At 67.0% G+C, this 18683-nt stretch carries 19 protein-coding genes and 1 riboswitch; of the genes, 9 read left to right on the top strand and 10 right to left on the bottom strand.

Annotated elements, in window-relative coordinates; all coding sequences use genetic code 11:
- Positions 1-6: 6 nt before the first annotated feature.
- Complete coding sequence (locus DJ021_RS09965) at positions 7-309, bottom strand: hypothetical protein (RefSeq protein ID WP_243625949.1); 303 nt, start codon at positions 307-309, stop codon at positions 7-9.
- 140 nt (positions 310-449) lie between these two features.
- On the opposite strand from DJ021_RS09965, the gene DJ021_RS09960 reads away from it, so the two are divergent.
- Entirely contained in the window at positions 450-884 is a 435-nt protein-coding gene (locus DJ021_RS09960; protein ID WP_111457401.1) for a PPC domain-containing DNA-binding protein, read from the top strand.
- A 424-nt stretch (positions 885-1308) separates the two neighbouring features.
- Complete coding sequence (locus tag DJ021_RS09955; protein WP_165837170.1) at positions 1309-3888, top strand: TIR domain-containing protein; 2580 nt, start codon at positions 1309-1311, stop codon at positions 3886-3888.
- A 112-nt stretch (positions 3889-4000) separates the two neighbouring features.
- Here the strand turns inward: DJ021_RS09955 and DJ021_RS09950 are convergent, their stop codons facing one another.
- From DJ021_RS09950 to thrB, 3 genes are all read right to left on the bottom strand, one after another.
- Positions 4001-4447, bottom strand: a complete 447-nt coding sequence (locus DJ021_RS09950; protein WP_111457399.1) for a MarR family winged helix-turn-helix transcriptional regulator — start codon at positions 4445-4447, stop codon at positions 4001-4003.
- 73 nt (positions 4448-4520) lie between these two features.
- Entirely contained in the window at positions 4521-4967 is a 447-nt protein-coding gene (gene rnhA / locus DJ021_RS09945; protein ID WP_111457398.1) for a ribonuclease HI, read from the bottom strand.
- The gene (gene thrB / locus DJ021_RS09940) at positions 4964-5929 is read right to left on the bottom strand and encodes a homoserine kinase (RefSeq protein ID WP_111457397.1); all 966 of its coding nucleotides are present in this window, start codon (positions 5927-5929) and stop codon (positions 4964-4966) included. The genes rnhA and thrB overlap by 4 nt, the downstream gene beginning before the upstream one ends.
- Positions 5930-6015: 86 nt before the next feature.
- Here thrB and DJ021_RS09935 point away from each other — a divergent pair, with 86 nt between their 5' ends.
- Positions 6016-6237 carry an AbrB/MazE/SpoVT family DNA-binding domain-containing protein gene (locus DJ021_RS09935; protein WP_111457396.1) on the top strand — a complete coding sequence of 74 codons (222 nt, stop codon included), beginning with the start codon at positions 6016-6018 and terminating at the stop codon, positions 6235-6237.
- On the opposite strand, the gene ispH is transcribed toward DJ021_RS09935, so the two are convergent.
- Positions 6234-7187: a 4-hydroxy-3-methylbut-2-enyl diphosphate reductase gene (gene ispH / locus DJ021_RS09930; RefSeq protein ID WP_111457395.1), complete on the bottom strand. Its 954-nt coding sequence runs from the start codon at positions 7185-7187 to the stop codon at positions 6234-6236. The genes DJ021_RS09935 and ispH overlap by 4 nt on opposite strands.
- 120 nt (positions 7188-7307) lie before the next feature.
- Between ispH and DJ021_RS09925 the strand changes: the two genes are divergently transcribed.
- Complete coding sequence (locus tag DJ021_RS09925; RefSeq protein WP_165837169.1) at positions 7308-8045, top strand: Tat pathway signal sequence domain protein; 738 nt, start codon at positions 7308-7310, stop codon at positions 8043-8045.
- Entirely contained in the window at positions 8042-9853 is a 1812-nt protein-coding gene (locus DJ021_RS09920) for an arginine--tRNA ligase (RefSeq protein ID WP_111457393.1), read from the top strand. Before DJ021_RS09925 ends, DJ021_RS09920 begins: the two co-directional genes overlap by 4 nt.
- A 151-nt stretch (positions 9854-10004) precedes the next feature.
- Here the strand turns inward: DJ021_RS09920 and DJ021_RS09915 are convergent, their stop codons facing one another.
- The 5 genes from DJ021_RS09915 to DJ021_RS09895 form a co-directional block, all read right to left on the bottom strand.
- Entirely contained in the window at positions 10005-10778 is a 774-nt protein-coding gene (locus tag DJ021_RS09915) for a terminase small subunit-like protein (protein WP_111457392.1), read from the bottom strand.
- Between the two features lie 258 nt (positions 10779-11036).
- Positions 11037-11345, bottom strand: coding sequence for a hypothetical protein (locus DJ021_RS09910; protein WP_111457391.1), 309 nt, complete (start codon positions 11343-11345; stop codon positions 11037-11039).
- 42 nt (positions 11346-11387) lie between these two features.
- A complete protein-coding gene (locus tag DJ021_RS09905; protein ID WP_111457390.1) occupies positions 11388-11651 on the bottom strand; it encodes a DksA/TraR family C4-type zinc finger protein in 264 nt (87 codons plus the stop codon).
- Between the two features lie 108 nt (positions 11652-11759).
- On the bottom strand, positions 11760-12032 hold the full coding sequence (locus tag DJ021_RS09900) for a hypothetical protein (protein WP_133254980.1): 273 nt from the start codon (positions 12030-12032) through the stop codon (positions 11760-11762).
- Positions 12033-12286: 254 nt separating this feature from the next.
- Positions 12287-12769 carry a hypothetical protein gene (locus DJ021_RS09895; RefSeq protein WP_111457388.1) on the bottom strand — a complete coding sequence of 161 codons (483 nt, stop codon included), beginning with the start codon at positions 12767-12769 and terminating at the stop codon, positions 12287-12289.
- Positions 12770-13253: 484 nt separating this feature from the next.
- Between DJ021_RS09895 and DJ021_RS09885 the strand changes: the two genes are divergently transcribed.
- The 4 genes from DJ021_RS09885 (at position 13254) to gcvH (ending at position 18476) form a co-directional block, all read left to right on the top strand.
- Entirely contained in the window at positions 13254-14231 is a 978-nt protein-coding gene (locus DJ021_RS09885; protein ID WP_207801799.1) for an AAA family ATPase, read from the top strand.
- 8 nt (positions 14232-14239) lie between these two features.
- Positions 14240-16522, top strand: a complete 2283-nt coding sequence (locus tag DJ021_RS09880; RefSeq protein WP_111457385.1) for a S8 family peptidase — start codon at positions 14240-14242, stop codon at positions 16520-16522.
- Positions 16523-16680: 158 nt separating this feature from the next.
- A riboswitch (glycine riboswitch) is annotated at positions 16681-16769 on the top strand.
- A 169-nt stretch (positions 16770-16938) separates the two neighbouring features.
- Entirely contained in the window at positions 16939-18093 is a 1155-nt protein-coding gene (gene gcvT, locus DJ021_RS09875; RefSeq protein ID WP_111457384.1) for a glycine cleavage system aminomethyltransferase GcvT, read from the top strand.
- A 17-nt stretch (positions 18094-18110) separates the two neighbouring features.
- The gene (gcvH, locus tag DJ021_RS09870) at positions 18111-18476 is read left to right on the top strand and encodes a glycine cleavage system protein GcvH (RefSeq protein ID WP_111457383.1); all 366 of its coding nucleotides are present in this window, start codon (positions 18111-18113) and stop codon (positions 18474-18476) included.
- Positions 18477-18683 lie beyond the last annotated feature (207 nt).

The raw sequence follows: 18683 nt of genomic DNA, 5'->3' as shown, positions 1-18683 counted from the left end.
AACGCCTCAGCCGCCGGCGGCATCCACGACGATGGCGACCGTCTTGCCTCGGGACAGCGGCTCCCATCCCGCCGCGATTGCGGATGCGATGGCTTTCGCCACGAGCTCCGGCGCGATCTGCGAGGCCTTCAGTTGCGGCGCGCCGTACCTGGGCTGGGGACCCGGTGGAAACTCCAGCACGGCTTCGCGCTGCCCCTCCTTGTGACGCACGGCGATCGCCATGCCGCGCCACCCCGCCGCGTCACTGGACCACTGAGCCTGGCGCTGAAGCCTCCAGACATAAGGCTCCCCACCGACCTCGATCTCCAACTCAGCGCTTTGCTTGGTTCGTGCCATATGCGGGAGTTAGCCCGGCAAGCGCGCCCAAGCCACCCCCGCGCCCCGGCTCCCGATTGCGGTGACAGTTTCGGATGGCAAGCCGTCACCGTAATTCTGCATAGGTACGGACGATGCGCGCACACGCCTTCCGCCTGACGCCCGGGACCGATCTGAGAGCGGAGCTGAAGCGCCTCACCGAGGCGCACGCGCTTCGCGCCGGCTGCATCCTTTCCGGCGTGGGAAGCCTCTCCCACGCGCGCCTCAGGATGCCCGGCGCCGTCGGCGACGCCGAGGTCTTCGTGACGCTGGACGAGCCGCTGGAGATCGTGTCGTTGACCGGCGCCCTTTGTGCCGACGGCCTGCACGTCCACATCAGCCTCTCGCGACGCGACGGTTCCTGCATCGGCGGGCATCTCGCCCCAGGCTGCATCGTCCACACCACCGCCGAGCTGGTGATCGGCGAGCTGCCTGAGGTCGAGTTTCGACGACCCCTGGACCCCGCCACCGGATACAACGAACTCAGCGTGCAACCCCGGCGGTCGGCGGGCGACCCGTCAGCGACGTAGCTCCGTTCCGAGGCTCGGCGGCGCCCGTCTCGTCGGAGCCTGGATCGTCGCGCTGGAAGCCAAGTCCGGCAGCCCCACCGCGCCGGCGAAGCGCGGCCCAAACCGCGCAGAGCTGAGGCGGGCGGCGGCCATTCCTCATCGGAACGAGAGCATCAGCGCCTGGACGGCGGCAGTTGTCCCGGCGCGTAGGGGCCAGATCGCGCCAGAAGCTGACATTGAGATCTAATCGGAGAGCTGCCCCTCAGCTGCCCTCCCCGCAATGACCGCCGTCAACAGATCGCGGACACTGGGAGGGGAGCTGCGTCCTCGACGGTCACTGCAAATCCCTCCGGAAGTGGACGCTCAGTCGCTCACCCCTTTTGCGCGCCGCGGGCAAGAGCTACACTATTCGCTGTGCGCATTTGTTAGGGGTGGCAGGAGCATAATGGTCGAGAAGCCGTTGCGGGGAACGATCTTTCTATCTCACACCCGACAAAATAAAGATTTTGTCGAGCAGGTTCTCACTGCCCTCGATGTATCGAATACGTTCTACGACACCAAGACCATCGCGCCCGGTCAATCGACGATTGAAGCCATGAAGTCAGCAGTCGGCACGGCGGCGGTCTTTGTCTTATTCCACTCGGAAAGGTTCAAATCGGATTGGGTCAACTTCGAGAAGGATCTCGCGGAGGTGCAGCGTATTGCATCTCCCGCTTCGAAGGTTCTAGTCTGCCCAATTGATGGTGCGACTTACGCTTCTCTGCCTGAGTGGATGAAGCGCTTTATGACTGCTACCGAGGCGTTTCGCCCTAACGACATAGCGCGAACCATCAACTATCTCTACCGAGCCTCACTCGCAGAGATCGACCGCCCACCGCCGCCTCATCCCGGTCGTGAGAAACTGAAGCGAGAAATTTCCCTCGCAATAATGCGCCACACCGCAACGACCGGGAAGCCGCTTAGCGCTCTAGTGCTGACCGGAGTTCAGGGTATGGGACGCGGCACTCTGGCCGCAGAACTTGTAACCGAAGCCTACCGCGGGATGCGGCCCGGAGGCCCCGTATTTGACATCGCGCCGTCCGGTGACGCAGTCGATTGGCACTTGCGCTTATTCGAAGACTTGAGCGGCAGCCTGAGCGATGCTGACGCGGCGGCCCAAATTGAGGCTTTCAACGGACTTGAGGCAACAGCCCAAGCCCAGGTGCTGCTGTCGTCATTGCGGCACTGGGGCGACTTGAACCAAGTCGTTACGATCCGCCATCGATGGGGCCTTCGCGATAAGGGGCACGCGCTGCGCCCCTGGTTGGCAGCGTTGCTTGAAGCCCTCGCAGCGGAGCCGTCCATCCGGTTGATACTAATATCGGAGCGCCAACTTCCTCGGGTGCAATTGTCGGCGATCGAAAACGTCAAGCAGTTCTCGCTTGAAGAACTCGACGATGAGACGATCCAGTTCATCCTGACCGATCGCATAGCGCCGCGCTATTTAGATGTTCAACGCCTGCCTTCACTAGCGGCGCAGATTAAAGGGCATCCTGCTACGGCAAATTACAGCGCGTACTTAGTTAATGGTGGAAGAAGCATAGAGTCTCTAGTTATAAATTCCGATCCCGTTCGCGCCTACCAAGATCTCATTCTGGCCGAGATATTCGATGCAGATGTACTATCTATAATCCAGAAAAAGATACTCAAACTTTTGAGTTGGTTCCCGAAACTATCCACGCAGATGATTGCGTCGGTTTTGAATGAACAAGATCGGAAGACACTTGCCGAAGAACTCTGGGAGTTGAACGAATTTTCATTGATAGACCAAGCAGAGTCGGGTAAATATAAAGCTCCCGCAGTTGTGTCTAGCACGTATAGGCGTCGCGAAACAGATTTTGACCAAGAGGTATTTTCTGAAATAAGCCGAGTTCTGATTGAGCAATTTGAGCACAATGAGCTTGACTATGATCTCATAGATTCGCTTGTAGTAGCCGTTGTTTCGTCTGGCGTGGAGTTGTCAGAGCGGCTTCTCTCCTCTCTAACCGTCGCTAGGCTGGAGCCGGTTATCGAGAGGGAGTATTTTGAAGGTATTGCAGCCTCCCGCGGTGAGGATGTTCGCCTGCACTTCCAACGCTGCAGCTCCCTAGCAGCACTTGCTATGTGGATGCCGACATCGGACGATAGTCTAGAGAATGTTCTATTCTATGGCGCAGATGCTTCAGTTCGCTCCGGGAGCTACCCCTCTGAAATGATCGCGCTAATGCGAGAGAAGGGATTTCTTTCCGCCGATTTTATCGAGGCTTCGTACCTCTATCATATGAAGCGTGATTTCGAAAAAGCTGCCCGGGTGCTCTCGAGCAGCCTTTCTGCCACCGGCTTCCGTCTGCGAAACGTACGATTGCTAACGCGGATATATCTTCGAAGCGGGCAATTTCCGCTCGCTTTAGACACTCTCGCCAAGGTCCCGGAGGCAAGACTGCTCCGCGACACCGGGCTAGTAATGATGAAGGTCAAAGCTCTCCGAGGGACACGAAACCGACCCGAGGCTGAGAGATTGCTTTCCGGTCTGCGCAACGCGGCGGATGAGTATGGAGACTACGCGCTCTACCAAGCCTCAGCCGGGCTCCGCGCTGGAAGATACAATGAAGCTTTGACGTGGATAGAAAAGGCGAGGAAATCTCCCAGGGCGAACCAAGCCGCAATCAGCCTGCTTCAATGCGCATGCGAAATAGAAAGTGGTGATAACAGTTCTCTGGCGACGACAGTGGCCTTAGCACGTTCCATGAATAGAGACTCAGACGCCTTGCAACTCCAGGCTCGCGCGGCCTTGGTGGGTGGCGACTGGCGCTCAGCTGAAGGCTACATTACTCAGGTTAAGACTAAGGACTGGTTCGACCTAAATATCAATTTACGCGTGCTCGAAGCAAAATTGGCGGATCCCGCTACTTTGCGCGATCCCGTTGCAATTCGCGACGCCAAGGCTGCGCGAGAGGATCTGCTTCGACAAGCGGCAGATGCCGTCGAAGGAAGCAGTTTCGCATAACCCAAAATTCGACCGAGTTGCGCGGTCACACGACCGGCCTAAGTGCAGACCTTCTGAACGTGTCACATGAGTCAGGAGCGGACATCGGTCGATGTCAGGTGCTCCCGCCCCCCTAATCCCCCTCCCCCAACCACCCCCGCAGCGCCCTTAAGAACGGCAGCGCGTCGCGGAATTCCTTCTGGGTGAAGCCTTCGCGCAGGCGCTCGACCTTCGGGCGGATGGCGGCCATCGCCTGGCCGTGGGCCGCGCGGCCGTCGGTGGTCAGCCAGACCCGCTTCTTGCGGCCGTCGGCCGGGTCCTCGCCCACCGCGATCAGCTTGCGCACCGCCAGCCGCTGCAGGGTGTTGGTCAGGCCGTTCTTGGTCATCAGGAGCGCGGCGGCGATCTCCCGCGGGGTCAGGCCGTCGCCGCGGCGGGCCAGCAGCTTCAGGACCTCGTACTGCGGATAGGTCAGGCCCACCGGCAGCTGCTGGCCGACGCTGAGGCGCACCAGGCGCTCGATCTGGGCGATCTCGTCGAACACCTGGGCGTGGGCGTGGTCTTCGACAACGGGCGGCATGGCGGACCTCGGACGTTCGATCTCGAACAGGCTCCGCCCTTACGAGGCCACGGTCAAGTTCGATGTCGAACGATCACCCCGCGGCGAGCGCGTCCTTCAGCCCTTCGCGGGCCAGCTGGTCGGCGCGCTCGTTGTGCTCGTGGCCGGCGTGGCCCTTGATCCAGCGCCAGTCGACCTGGTGGCGCAGACGGGCCTGGTCGAGGCGTTTCCACAGATCGTCGTTCTTCACCGGCTTCTTGTCGGCGGTCAGCCAGCCGCGCCGCTTCCAGCCGTGGATCCACTCGTGGATGCCCTTCTGGACGTACTGGCTGTCGGTGTGCAGCTCGACCTTGCAGGGCTTGTTCAGCGCCTCCAGCGCCTGGATCGCCGCCATCAGTTCCATGCGGTTGTTGGTGGTCGCGCGCTCGCCGCCCTTCAGCTCGCGCCGGGTGTCGCCGTAGAACAGCACCGCGCCCCAGCCGCCGGGGCCGGGATTCCCCGAGCAGGCGCCGTCGGTGTAGATCACCACTTCGGGGGTCACGCCGCGGCCCCGAACAGCACCAGGTCCGGCGACGACCGGTGCACCGCCAGCTTGCGCTCGTACTCCAGCGGGTCCTTCGGCCGCACCAGGGCGCCGGCCGGGGTGGCGCGCCAGTCGTGCAGCCGGGTCAGGAAGAACCGCATCGCCGCCCCGTGGGCCAGCACCGGCAGCGCCCCGCGCTCGGCGGCCGACAGCGGGCGGCGGCTCTCGTAGCCGGCCACCAGGGCGCGGGCGCAGGTGATGTTGAAGCTGCCGTCGGCCTCGAAGCACCAGGCGTTCAGGGCCACGGCGATGTCGTAGGCCAGCATGTCGTTGCAGGCGAAGTAGAAGTCGATGGCCCCGGCGAACCGGCCGCCGGTGAAGAACACGTTGTCGGGGAAGTAGTCGGCGTGGATCACCCCGGCCGGCAGCGCCTTCGGCCAGCGCGCCGCAAGGCTCGCCAGGTCCGCGTCGATCACCGCCGACAGCCCCGGCTTCAGCCCCTCGGCCTCGGCCTTCAGCCTGGCGAACATCGGCGCCCAGGCGGCCTGGCCGAGGTCGTTGTGGCGGCTCAGCGGAAAGCCGGCCGCAGCCAGGTGCAACGCCGCCAGCCCCTCGCCGGCCTCGCGGCAGTGGGCCACCGTCGGGCGGCGCACCGACAGCCCCGACAGGAAGGTGACGATGGCGCAGGGCTTGCCGCGCACCCGCTTCAGGATCTCGCCGGCGCGGTCGGCGATCGGCGTGGCGCTGGGATAGCCGTGGTCGTGCAGCCAGCGCATCAGCCCCAGGAAGAACGGCAGCTCCTCCTCGCGCACCCGCTTCTCGTAGACCGTCAGGAAATAGCGCCCGGCCTCGGTCTCCAGCAGGAAGTTGGAATTCTCCACCCCCTCCGCCACGCCCTTGAGGCTGAGCGCCGCGCCCAGGTCGAAATCCGCCAGAAGCTGCGCCAGCTCCTCGTCCGTTATGTCCGTATAGACCGCCATGGACGGCCATTGCGGTAGGTCGCCGAGAGGGTCAAGACGCCACGCGCCCTCGGTGGTAGGATCGGCCCGCTTTCAGGAGGCACGCGATGATCGCACTGAAGGTCGAAAAGATCGGCGACCAGGTCGCCGTGATCCTCACCGAAGAGGCCCTGCTGCTGCTCAACGTCCAGGTCGGCGGCGCCCTGCACGTGGAGCCGGGGCGCGACGGCGTGGTCGCCACCGTCACCCGCGAGGAGTGGGTCGAGGACCGCCACGCCCGCGGCCGCGCCTTCCTGAAACGCTACAACCGCACCTTCGATCTTCTCTAGCTCACCAGCACCCGCGGCAGCTTGAAGCTGACCGTCTCGCGCGCGGCGTCGACCTCCTCCACCGCGACGTCGAAGCTGGCCGACAGCCGGTCGATGACGCCCTGCACCAGCACTTCCGGGGCCGAGGCGCCGGCGGTGACGCCCACCACCCGCGCGCCCTCCAGCCAGGCGAAGTCGAGGCCGTCGGCGTCGTCGATCAGGTAGGCGGCGGCGCCCGAGCGGCGGCCGACCTCGGCCAGCCGCACGGAGTTCGAGGAGTTGGCGCTGCCCAGCACCAGCAGCACGTCGCTGCGCGCCGCCACGCTCTTCACCGCCTCCTGGCGGTTGGTGGTGGCGTAGCAGATGTCTTCCTTGTGCGACGCGGCCATCTCCGGGAAGCGGCCGCGCAGCACCGCGACGATCTCGGCGGTGTCGTCCACCGACAGGGTGGTCTGGGTGACGAAGGCGATGTTGGCCGGGTCGCGCGGCTGGAAGGCGCGGGCGTCCTCCACCGTCTCGATCAGCGCCACCGCGCCGTCCGGCAGCTGGCCCATGGTGCCGACCACCTCCGGGTGGCCGTCGTGGCCGATCAGCACGATCTGGCGGCCGGCGTCGTAGTGCCGCTGGGCCTCGACGTGGACCTTGGAGACCAGCGGGCAGGTGGCGTCGAGGTAGAGCATCCGCCGCGCCTTGGCCTCGGCCGGCACCGCCTTGGGCACGCCGTGGGCGGAGAACACCACCGGCCGGTCCACCGGGCACTCGGCCAGCTCCTCGACGAACACCGCGCCCAGGGCCTTCAGCCGCTCGACCACGTGGCGGTTGTGGACGATCTCGTGGCGCACATAGACCGGCGCGCCGTATTTCTCGATCGCCCGCTCGACGATCTGGATGGCGCGGTCGACCCCGGCGCAGAAGCCGCGCGGGGTGGCCAGCAGCACGGTCAGGGCGGGTCGCGGCGCGGTCGTCGTCATGCGCGCCAAGGTAAGCGGTCGCGCCCGCCCCCGCCAGCCGCGTTGCGGCCGCATTCGTCCCGCTGTAGTACGCAGACAGCCCGCGAGCCCTTCTCGCGCCCCTTTCCATGGACGCCTCCCATGCGCCGTCTGCTCCTCGTCGCCGCCGCCCTGGTGATGGCCGCCACCTCCGTCCCGCTGACCGCCTACGCCCAGATGGGCGGCGGCGGCATGGGGGGCGGCGGCATGGGCGGTGGTGGCGGTGGTGGTGGTGGCCGCCGCGGGGGCGGCGATGACGACGCCGCCGCCAAGAAGAAGAAGGACAGCGACTGGGGCAACAACCAGGCGCCGCTGCCGGCCCTGCGCAACGCCGGGCCCTGCCCGTTCGTGAAGACCCTCTACGACGCCAGCCGCTACGTGGAGTTCAAGGACAGCCGCGAGGCCTCCGCCAACGTCGGCTTCTCCGGCGAGATCCAGGGCATTTCCGCCGGCTGCCAGTACAAGGAAGACCAGCCGATCCAGGTGGTGATGGATGTGCTGTTCGAGATGGGCAAGGGCCCGCAGGCGCAAGGGACCGCGAAGACCTACCACTACTGGGTGGCGGTCACCGACCGCAACCGCGAGGTCATCGCCAAGCAGAGCTTCGACCTGCCGGTCAGCTTCCCGGCCGGCCAGGACCGGGTCTACGTCACCGAGCACCTGAAGAACGTGGTGATCCCGCGCGGCACCGCCACCACCTCGGGGGCCAACTTCGAGATCCTGGTGGGCTTCGACGTGACCCCGGAGATGGCCGAGTTCAACCGCCAGGGTAAGCGCTTCCGCCTCAACGCCGGCGCCGCGACCACGGTCGCCGCCGAGGGCGCCTCCCAGCCCCGATGAGCGACCTGAAACGGGCTCTGGGCGAAGCGGTCGAAGCCGCCTTCGCCGCCGTTGGCCTGCCCGCCGAGCTCGGCCGGGTGACGCCGTCGGACCGTCCCGACCTCGCCGACTTCCAGTCCAACGGCGCCCTGGCCGCGGCCAAGCGCGTCGGCAAGAACCCGCGCGAGCTCGCCGCCGCCGTCGCCGCCCGGCTGGAGGGCGACCCGCGCCTGGCCGCCGTCGAGATCGCCGGCCCCGGCTTCATCAACCTGAAGCTCGCCGAGCCGGCGCTCGCCGACCGCGCCAACCAGATCGCCGCCGATCCGCGGGTCGGCGCCGAGCTGGTTCCCCAGCCGCGCCGGGTGCTGGTCGACTACGGCGGCCCCAACGTCGCCAAGCCGATGCACGTCGGCCACCTGCGCTCCTCGATCCTCGGCGAGTCGCTCAAGCGCCTCTACCGCTTCCGCGGCGACAGCGTGGTCGGCGACGCCCACTTCGGCGACTGGGGCTACCAGATGGGCCTCCTGATCGGCGCGGTCACCGACGAGGACCCGGCCATCGCCGCCGAGGTCGCGGCGCTGAACGCCCGCGCCGACCTGACGCCCGCCGACCTCGCCAGCCTCGAGCCCGCCGCCTTCGCCGGCGTCGAGCTCGCCGACCTCGACCGGCTCTATCCGGAGGCCGCCGCCAAGGGCAAGGCCGACCCCGCCTACCGCGACCGCGCCCGCAAGCTCACCGCCGAGCTGCAGGCCCGCCGGCCGGGCGCCTACCTCCTGTGGCGGCGCTTCGCCAAGGTCACCAAGGTCGCCCTGGAGCGCGACTTCCACGCGCTCGGCGTCGACTTCGACCTCTGGAAGGGCGAGAGCGACGTCGACCACCTGATCGAGCCGATGGTCGCCGACCTCGACGCCAAGGGCCTGCTGGTCGACGACCAGGGCGCCCGCATCGTCCGCGTCTCCAGGGAAGGCGACAAGCGCGAGCTGCCGCCGCTCTTGGTGGTCTCCTCCGAGGGCTCGGCGATGTACGGCACCACCGACCTCGCCACCATCCTCGACCGCCGGCAGGGCTTCGATCCGCAGCTGGTGATCTACGCCGTCGACCAGCGCCAGGCCGACCACTTCGAGATCGTCTTCCGCGCCGCCTGCCTGGCCGGCTACGCCGCCGAGGGCCAGCTGCAGCACGTCGGCTTCGGCACCATGAACGGGACCGACGGCAAGCCCTTCAAGACCCGCGAAGGCGGCGTCCTGAAGCTCAACGACCTGATCCGGATGACCCGCGACAAGGCCCGCGAGCGCCTGCACGAGGCCGGCCTCGGCGAAGACCTGCCGCCCGAAGAGTTCGAGGACATCGCCGCCAAGGTCGCCGTCGCCGCCCTGAAGTTCGCCGACCTGCAGAACTTCCGCGGCACCTCCTACGTCTTCGACCTCGACCGCTTCACCAGCTTCGAGGGCAAGACCGGCCCCTACCTGCTCTACCAGGCGGTGCGGGTGAAATCCCTGCTGCGCCGCGCCGACCAAGAAGCAAAAGAGGGCGAGGGCGCCGCCGCCGGCCCGGTCGCCGTCGCCGAGCCGGCCGAGCGCGACCTGGTGCTGACCCTCGACGCCTTCGACTCAGCGCTCACCGAGGCCTACGACCGCTACGCCCCCAACGCGGTCGCCGAGCACGCCTACCGCCTGGCCCAGAGCTTCTCCAGGTTCTACGCCGCCTGCCCGATCCTCGCCGCCGAGCCCGCCGTCCGCGCCTCGCGCCTGACGCTGGCCCAGACCACGCTGCGCCAGCTCGAACAGGCCCTCGACCTCCTCGGCATCGCCGTCCCCGAGCGCATGTAGCCCCGCCCGCTCCGGCGCGCCAGCGCCCCCAAAATCGTCCACGAACCACACGAACCACACCAACGCGTCGCAGCGCCACCGACCCTCACCGCCCCCCCATGTTCGTGTGGTTCGTGTGGTTCGTGGACCTCCCTCTTCTTACCCCCTTCCCCTACCCACCCGGCAGCCGCACCGCCCCCGCCGGCGGCCGCCAGCCCGGCGCGTCCTCCCGCTCCACCTCGCCGGTCTCCGGGTTGGGGCAATAGGCGACCACCTTCTGCTCGCCGGTCGCCGGGTCGGTCTCGATCCTGAAGTGCCGCACCAGCACGGTCAGCGGCTCCGGCGGCGTCTGCGGCTCCACGGTCTTGATGCGGAACACCCGCGGCGCCATCACCCCCGCCGTCCAGCGCAGCTGCGACAGCCGCACGTGGGTCAGGTAGGCGGTCTCCGGCGTCGCCTCGGTCGCCAGCTCCCAGCCGAGGTCGCAGAACCGCTCGGCCTGGATGCGCTTGGCCACCTGCACCTGCTCCTCGAAGGCCGGGATCCGCCGGCGCCAGTAGAAGATAGTCGACAGGCACGGCATGGTCGGGTCCTTGCCGATCGCCGTCAGGCTCTCGCCCTCGCACAGCCGCTCGAAGATCTCCTCGCCGGTCTCGGCGCAATAGCTCCACACCCCGCCGCCGCTGTGGCTGGGCCGCCCGCCGGCCCGCCGCGCCAGCGCCAGCGCCTCGGCGAAATCCGGCTTGTCCCGCGCCCACAGCCGCACGCTCTGCGGCGTCGGCATCCCCGGCTCACGGCAGACCGCATAGAGCAGCTCGCCCGCCGCCACCCGCTCGCAGATCCGCTTGGCCACCTTCGCCGACCAATGCACGCTGCCGGCCCGCCCGCCCCGCGGCGCACGCCGGCGCCGCACCCGCCCCGCCGGGGGCGCGTCGTTCTCGTCCATCGATGTCTCGCTTGATTGCAACCGGCGCCGCCGGCCTCCGCGCCGCCCGCAAAAGGCCGCCGGGGCGCAGTCCGCCACGCTACCCACACCCTCGCAGAAATGCGCGCCGAACGCAAGAACAAATCAAGAACATAAACTCCCCTCCCCCTTGCGGGGAGGGGCCGGGGGTGGGGGTGCGAGCTGTGACCCCGCCGCCCTGTCCCCAGGCGCCGAGCCGACACCCCCACTCCCATCGAGAGGGAAGCGCTCCACGCCGCCCTACCGCCGCCGCCCGAGCTCCACCGACCAGTAGCGCTTCACCGTCACCTGGCCGCTGCGGGCGTCCACGAACACCAGGTGGCCGGCCATCGAGCTCTCCCGCCGGCGCGTCGTCACCACCCAGCGGTCGCCCTGCCGCCGCGCGTCGATCACCGCCTCGTCGAGCCCCGCCGCCCGCAGCTCCCGCTGCGCCAGCTCGCTCGCCCGCATCGGCGAGCGCACCGGCCCGGCCGGCCCCGCCGGCCCGCACGCGGCCGCCAGCAGCCCGGCAAGGACGGCGGCGCACAGCAGCGGGCGGCGAACGGACATGCCCCCGATGCCAGCCCGCCGCCTCCGCCGCGTCAAGAGCCGCTATTTGAGCTGGCTATCCTTGCTTCCGCGCCGATTGATCATGGAGTGCATGACGTGGCGATCTCGCGCAGATTGACAGGCGATGCAGGTGGTCACGCCGGGTAAGGCCTCACGTCGCCGCGCCGGGATGTCCTCGCCGCATTCGACGCACTCCAGTGTGCCTTCGCCTTGCGGGAGGCGCGCGCGGGCGCCTTCGACTCCGTCGCTGATGGTATCGTGGATCTGATCCAGGACCGCGCCTTCGTGCGCCCAACCCGTCGCCATGTCGTCCGAAGTTCCTCCTACTCCAGGTGTCAAATAGGACGCGCTCGGTCCTACCCAAGCGCTGCCGTCAGGCCGGGGATGTGGATGCAGCCTCGGCTTGCGTGCGCGTCAGGAGCGTGGCGCATAGACCAGCTTCGAATGCGGCGGCGAGGGCTCCAGCTCGGCGGCGCTGCGCAGGTCCGCGTCGAGTCGTCCGGCCTGCTCGGGGCTCAGCGGCAAGCAGTTCCGCAGGTTGACGAGCCCCTCCACGCCGCTGCTGACGTCGCGCAGCCAGGCGCGCTCGCCCTGAACGCACAGCACCTCATAGATCGGATAGCTGTTGCCACCATGGCGGCAGAGATCGCCGGGGCGCACGGAAGCGTCGTCTGTGTTGCTGGGCATGGCGGCCAAGTGGGCGGGAGGACGACGAGCGGCGCTTATCCTGAATGGACGCATGCGCACCGCACTGACGGATGTCAGCTCGCCGCGTCAGGCGGCGGCTGGCCGCCGCGGTTTGGCCAGGAACAGACCTGACGTTTGCGGCCAAGCCTGGTGGACCCGCTGATGATCGAGTTCGCCCACGGCGCCTTCTGCATCCAGATCGCTCGGCGCCCCGCCGACCCTGCTCCGCCTGACGCAGGAGCGTGCCCCTGCGCCTATCTGCGCCCTGACAGCTTCAGCAGGCTTCGCTTGTCCGCCTCCGTAACCTGGCCCCAAGGCTTCGATACTCCGCAGGAGTAGTTCATGAACACGGCGCCCGTCACGACCGCGGGCTCGTGCGCCCATCGTACCTTGGGGTTCAGGAACAGCAGGTACTCGCCGCCGATGTCATGCGACCTGCCGCGATCCAGGTAGAAACCGCCACTGTCGCGATAGGTGAAAAACCTCAAGCGGGCCGGCGGACGGCCCTTGTAGGCATGCTCCACCTGCAGCCGGTACACGGCCCAGGAATCCCCGGCATCGGACCAATGATCCCTGGCAGAGAGCACCGTTGCTCGGACTACCCATGTGGAGTCTTTGAATTCCTGCGGGATGGTGGTCTGGACGTTGTCCTTGCCGTGATAGATGCAAAGCGCGTGAGCGGAGAGCGGCGCGCCCACCACCGCCACCGCCGCGACAATGCTTCCGATCAACCTCATAGCTTGACGCTACACCGCAGCGTCGGACCTGCGCCATGGGTCGAACGCCCGCCTGATCGAAGCCGCCTTCAGGCGGCCACCCGCCACCGACACCGATCTTCTCGCGCGCGTCCGGATGCCGGGCCAGGACATGCCGAAGGACGTCCTAGTCACCGGAAGAAAGGCAATCGCCGGGCCGATACGGTTGAGCATCTGCTTCAGGAAGAGCCGCGCGGCCTCCTTGGTTTGGAAACGCGACGTCACCCGAGCTGATCGGCCCGTTCCGGACCAGCTCAACGGGTTGAAGCCGGTTTTGGTCCATGATATCCCTCACACAATCCTTTATTTCTGTTGGAAAACTTATCCGGTTATGGACAACTCCAATCCTATAGATCGACATTTGGTCCAGGTTGCGAGGTTGGGATTGGCGGGCCGGCCCCAGGACGTACAGGGATATTTGCGCAAGGTTATGAAGGGGCTTCGCAGCGCAGCGCCAGAGACCGCGATGCAGATCTCCGAACTACTAGCTACCGCGCCAACGGCCAGCTCACCCTTGCGGGATGCAAGCGCATCGTTCGTCCCCGTCGATACCGACAGCCGGCTCCCATTGCTCAAACATGAACTTCCCGATGCACTGGGGACGGAGCCGATCCTCGAACCGCGCCTACGTGGCAAGCTCGACCAAGTGCTCAGGGAGCGGATGAACCTGCAAGCCCTCGAACAACAAGGTCTCGCGCCGACGCGCTCGCTATTGTTCGTGGGCCCGCCCGGAGTGGGCAAGACTCTATCGGCGCGCTGGCTGGCACATCAGCTAGGTCTGCCGCTCGTGACCCTCGACTTGGCGACAGTAATGAGCAGCTATCTTGGCAAGACTGGCTCCAACATCCGCGCCGTACTGGACTATGCCAAGTCGGTACCCTGCGTGCTGCTGCTCGACGAGTTCGACGCCATTGCCAAGCGCCGCGACGACGACGCTGACATCGGGGAGCTTAAGCGTCTTGTCACCGTGATTCTCCAAGAGGTGGACGATTGGCCAAGCTCCAACATCCTGGTGGCGGCGACGAACCACGGCGAACTGCTGGATCCCGCGATCTGGCGGCGGTTCGACGACGTACTGCACTTCCCGGCACCGAAGCCGGAACTCAGCGCAGAGTGCCTGAGGTCGGCGTTCGCCGACCAAGTCGAGCAAGTGGACGCGTGGATCGCAATACTTGCACAGCTTTGGGCCGGACGCTCCTTTAGCGATCTCACGCGCAGTGTGCACTTGATTCGACGCCGCGCGACGGTGGCGCAATCGCCGCTAGCCGACGCCATCTGCGAATCGATCCGCGACGAGCTACTCGCCGCACCGCTGGCGGCTCGAAAGAGCGCCGCGCTGCTGTTGGACGAGGAGGGGATGCCCGAGCGCAAGATCGCCTTGCTCACGGGCGTCGCCAGGGACACGCTTAGGAAGTACCGGCGAGTAAATAATCGAGATGGTTGAGGGGCAACATGGCAGATTCAGACACTCCGAAATATCTCTTGGGCGGCGGCGAGCGGCTGTCCTCCGACATACCTCGGCCACCGCGCGGCATGGGCGAGAAAGCTCACCCCTATTCGTTCGCCCAGGCTAGGCGACGCTTGCAGGGCCAGGGCGAAGTCGTGAACCACGGCCTCCGCGCACTGCCGCCGTTGGCCTTGCCGGCCAATGAGGCGGTGATCGGGCTCACTCTTCACCCATCCTACCTGGCCAAGAGCTATTATCCGTCGAACCTGCTCAAGGAATGCGGGCTGCGCCACATGGGGAGTCGCGCGGTCCACATCCGGCCGGAGAAGCTGGTCACACAGAAGGCCCTCGACGACGATCGTCCCCTGTTGGCTCCTCTGATCTATGTGGCGGGTGACGTGGAGGACTTGGCGAGCTTCACCGGCGCAATCGGCAATTGGCAGCCGGCCGATGCTCATGTGGAAGATGACTTCCGCAAGATCGAGACCCTCGCGCTACCAGGCCGTGACCGCCTGAAGCCGCTGGCAGCCGGTCTAGCCGCGCGCAAGGGTGCCCTTCCGCTTGAGATCGTCCTGCACGTGGACGAGGACGACGAGGGTGCCATCCTCGATGCGTTCAATGTCTTCGCCGCCAGCCTCGGAGTGGAGGTGCTCGATGGTTATACACGCCAGGTCGGGGGGCTGGCGTTCCTGGCCGCGCGCGGAGTGCGGTCCTCCCTCGAGCCTCTTCTCGATTTCACTTTCCTGCGCGCGCTGCGTGGCATGCCGACGCTCAAGCCCTTTGAACCGGCCCTCCGTTCCGCGAGGGCATCCTTTCGCGTCCAGCTTCCGGATGCGGACGCTTTAGCGCCGGACCTCGCTGTAGCGATCTTTGATGGCGGCCTGCCGTCGAACCACGGATTGGACCGTTGGGTCACCCTTCACGAGCCTGCGGATGTCGGCGCGCCCCTACCGGGCGGCTCTTCGCATGGCCTTGGAGTGACGTCGGCATTCTTGTTCGGCCCCCTGGAAGAAGGCGTAATCCCTGGACCGCCGCCAGCCACGGTCGAGCATTGGCGAGTCATCGGCGATGACACGCTGGCCGACGATTTCGCGCTCCTGCCGGTCCTGGCGCGTATCGAAAATGTGCTCAGCTCGCGAGCCTACGACTTCATCAACATCAGCATGGGCCCCGACATCACCATTGAGGACGACGATGTCACGGCTTGGACCTCGACTCTGGACGCCTTGCTCGCGGACGGCGAAACCGTGGCCACTGTCGCCTGCGGCAACAACGGGGAAGCCGACCGTGACGCTGGTCTCCACCGTGTTCAGCCGCCGTCGGATGGCGTCAACATAGTATCAGTGGGGGCGGCCAGCCGGCCCGATACCCAATGGAGACGGGCACCGTACAGCGCTTGGGGGCCGGGGCGTAGTCCAGGTTTCGTCAAGCCTGACCTTATCACGTTCGGCGGATCGACATCGTCCCCCTTCCTCATGCTGGACGCCGCGCGGCAGGGCACAGGCTTCGGCAATCAGGGGACCAGCTTCGCGGCACCGCTGGTGATGCGATGCGCTGCGGGCGTCCGGGCGCAGTTCGCCGAGCATCTGTGGGCCCCCACCATCAAAGCCCTCTTGATTCACCACGCCGAAGCTGGGGATCACCCTCGTGAGGAGGTGGGCTGGGGATGTCTGCCCCACGGCGTAGGGGACTTGGTGCTCTGCCGCGACGGCGAGGCCCATGTGCTTTACCAGCGCCAGATGCCGCCGCAGGGTTCGGTGCGAATGGAATTGCCCGTGCCGTCCGACGTGCATGGCCGCATCGAAATTCGCGGCACGTTCTGCATCTACTCCGACGTCGACCCGGAGGACGCCCTCAACTACACGCGTGGGGGCCTAGAAATTGCCTTCCGGCCCGACAGCGTGACCTTGCCCGAGCCGTACGAGAAGGACGGTCGCGTCATCGAGCCGACAGTGCCAAAGACATCGGGATTCTTCTCGTCCGAGGAGCTGTATTCCACCGAGTTCGCTCGACGTGATGACGCTCACAAGTGGGAGACGGTCTTTACCCGAACCAAGCGCATGAACTCGAGTTCGCTCAACCGTCCGGTCTTCGACGTGAGTTATGCAGCCCGGGCGCATGGCCACACGGGTCGGCGCGCGCCACACATGAAGGTGGCTCTCGTGCTGACCCTGCGTCACGCCAAGACCCGCGACCTTTATGACCGCGTGGTGCGAACAGCGGCAGGCCGCCTCCAACCGATGAGGCCGCGGCCGGGATTGGCCGTACCGACGCGGGTAAGGGTTTAGGCAGGGTTCGGCGCCCGATCGCTGCCAAGTCCATAATCTCCGTTGGTGGGCCGGAGCTGGCATACTGATCGCGGGTTCGCCCGCCGCCAGCATCCGGGCCACAACCCCCTCCCCAACATCCCGCGTTGACTCCCCCGCGCCCGTCGCTACACGCTCACCCAACTCTCGCGGGAGAGACCGGATTCGATCCGGAGCCGAAGGCGCAACCGCCCCGGAAACGCTCAGGCAAAAGGACCGCGACGGGCTGATGCACGCTGGAAAGTAGCGTCCCGAAAGGGGCGTTCGCCGAAGGAGCAGGGGGTCGGGCGAGGTGTCGCCGGACCCGAAATCTCTCAGGCCCAAGGGACAGCGGGGGCGCGGGAGGCGAGGTCGCAGGACCGCGCCGAGCGCACAGTCGTCAGCCGGAGTCCAACCCAGTGCCAGAGACACCCCCAGAGCTTCCGGCCGAAAAGGTCCTGAAGACCACGCCGCTCACGCAGGCGCACGTGGCGCTGGGCGCGCGGATGGTGGAGTTCGCCGGCTACGACATGCCGGTGCAGTACCCCGAGGGCGTGCTCAAGGAGCACCTCTGGACCCGCGACAGCGCCGGCCTGTTCGACGTCTCCCACATGGGCCAGGCGCGCCTGCGCGGCGTCGCCCCGCTGGCCGCCTTCGAGGAGGTCACCCCCGGCGACTTCATCGGCCTGAAGCCCGGCAAGCAGCGCTACTCGGTGCTGCTCAACCGCCAGGGCGGGATCATCGACGACCTGATGGCCGGCCGCCCGGTGGGACCCGACGGCCGCGGCGACGACGCCCTGTTCGTGGTGGTCAACGGCGCCTGCAAGGACAACGACTTCAAGGTCATCGACAACGAGCTGGCCGGCCAGGTGGTCATCGAGCGGCTGGAGGACCGGGCGCTGATGGCGCTGCAGGGCCCGCTGGCCGCCGCGGTGCTGACGGCCCACGTGCCGGAGGTGGCGACCATGGTGTTCATGGACGTCCGCGCGCTGACCGGCTTCGGCGTCGACCTGATCGTCTCGCGCTCCGGCTACACCGGCGAGGACGGCTTCGAGATCTCGGTCCCCGGCCACGCCGCGGTCAGCGTCTGGAACACGCTGTTGGCCGACGCGCGGGTCAAGCCGATCGGCCTGGGCGCCCGCGACTCCCTGCGGCTGGAGGCCGGCCTGCCGCTCTACGGCCACGACCTCGACGAGACCACGAGCCCGATCGAGGGCGACCTCGGCTTCGCGGTGTCGAAGAAGCGCCGCGAGGCCCGCGACTTCCCCGGCGCCGCCCGCATCGCCCAGGAGCTGTCCCACGGCCCGGCGCGGGTGCGCGTCGGCCTGAAGGTGCTGGAAGGCGCGCCGGCCCGCGAGGGCGCGCAGATCGCCGACGAGGACGGCCGGGTGATCGGCGTCGTCACCTCCGGCGGCTTCTCGCCGGTGCTGCGTCAGGGCATCGCGCTCGGCTTCGTGCCGCCGCTGCACTCCGAACCGGGCACGCAGCTGAAGGTCATCGTCCGCGGCAAGGCCCAGGCCTGCGAGGTCGTGAAGACCCCCTTCGTCGCCCACGGCTACGTCCGCAAGCTCTAGTCAGAAAGGTCCCGCCCATGCGCTTCACCAAGGATCACGAGTGGGTCGAGCTGGATGGCGACGTCGCCACCGTCGGCATCACCGCCTACGCCGCCGAACAGCTGGGCGACGTGGTGTTCGTCGAGACCCCCGAGGTCGGCAAGACCGTCAAGGCCGGCGACGGCTTCGCGGTGGTCGAGAGCGTCAAGGCGGCCTCCGACGTCTACGCCCCGATCTCCGGCCAGGTGGTGGAGACCAACGGCGAGCTGTCCGGCAGCCCCGACGTGGTCAACGCCGCCCCGGAAGCCGCCGGCTGGTTCGCCAGGCTCAAGGTGACGAACCCCGCCGAGGTCGAAGCCCTCATGGACCGCCCCGCCTACGAAGCCTTCCTTGCCACCCTGTGAAGCCCGTTCCCTTCTCCCCCTGTGGGAGAAGGTGGCCCGCGCGAGCGGGACGGATGAGGGGTCGCGCCGACCTCTCCCCCCGCCCGCCGCGCGCGCCCGCGCGCCGTCAGATTGGTCCACGAACCACACGAACCACACGAACCCTGCGCCCAACGGCCGACGCCGCGGCCCTCACGTCTCCCGCGCCCGGCCTGACGGCTGCGCCGT

The sequence above is a fragment of the Phenylobacterium hankyongense genome, assembly GCF_003254505.1.
GTDB classification, from domain to species: domain Bacteria; phylum Pseudomonadota; class Alphaproteobacteria; order Caulobacterales; family Caulobacteraceae; genus Phenylobacterium; species Phenylobacterium hankyongense.
The sequence above is the reverse complement of the archived record's forward strand: the minus strand, read 5'-3'. Positions and strand labels throughout refer to the sequence as shown.

Bases quoted from the DNA above. Each gene is read 5' to 3' on its own strand.
- DJ021_RS09880 (WP_111457385.1), top strand. From the start codon at position 14,240: ATGGCAGATTCAGACACTCCGAAATATCTCTTGGGCGGCGGCGAGCGG.
- DJ021_RS09955 (WP_165837170.1), top strand. From the start codon at position 1,309: ATGGTCGAGAAGCCGTTGCGGGGAACGATCTTTCTATCTCACACCCGA.
- DJ021_RS09950 (WP_111457399.1), bottom strand. From the start codon at position 4,447: ATGCCGCCCGTTGTCGAAGACCACGCCCACGCCCAGGTGTTCGACGAG.
- DJ021_RS09920 (WP_111457393.1), top strand. From the start codon at position 8,042: ATGAGCGACCTGAAACGGGCTCTGGGCGAAGCGGTCGAAGCCGCCTTC.
- gcvH (WP_111457383.1), top strand. From the start codon at position 18,111: ATGCGCTTCACCAAGGATCACGAGTGGGTCGAGCTGGATGGCGACGTC.
- DJ021_RS09900 (WP_133254980.1), bottom strand. From the start codon at position 12,032: ATGCCCAGCAACACAGACGACGCTTCCGTGCGCCCCGGCGATCTCTGC.
- DJ021_RS09895 (WP_111457388.1), bottom strand. From the start codon at position 12,769: ATGAGGTTGATCGGAAGCATTGTCGCGGCGGTGGCGGTGGTGGGCGCG.
- thrB (WP_111457397.1), bottom strand. From the start codon at position 5,929: ATGGCGGTCTATACGGACATAACGGACGAGGAGCTGGCGCAGCTTCTG.
- DJ021_RS09925 (WP_165837169.1), top strand. From the start codon at position 7,308: ATGCGCCGTCTGCTCCTCGTCGCCGCCGCCCTGGTGATGGCCGCCACC.
- DJ021_RS09885 (WP_207801799.1), top strand. From the start codon at position 13,254: ATGCAGATCTCCGAACTACTAGCTACCGCGCCAACGGCCAGCTCACCC.
- DJ021_RS09935 (WP_111457396.1), top strand. From the start codon at position 6,016: ATGATCGCACTGAAGGTCGAAAAGATCGGCGACCAGGTCGCCGTGATC.
- DJ021_RS09910 (WP_111457391.1), bottom strand. From the start codon at position 11,345: ATGTCCGTTCGCCGCCCGCTGCTGTGCGCCGCCGTCCTTGCCGGGCTG.
- DJ021_RS09915 (WP_111457392.1), bottom strand. From the start codon at position 10,778: ATGGACGAGAACGACGCGCCCCCGGCGGGGCGGGTGCGGCGCCGGCGT.
- DJ021_RS09960 (WP_111457401.1), top strand. From the start codon at position 450: ATGCGCGCACACGCCTTCCGCCTGACGCCCGGGACCGATCTGAGAGCG.
- DJ021_RS09905 (WP_111457390.1), bottom strand. From the start codon at position 11,651: ATGGCGACGGGTTGGGCGCACGAAGGCGCGGTCCTGGATCAGATCCAC.
- ispH (WP_111457395.1), bottom strand. From the start codon at position 7,187: ATGACGACGACCGCGCCGCGACCCGCCCTGACCGTGCTGCTGGCCACC.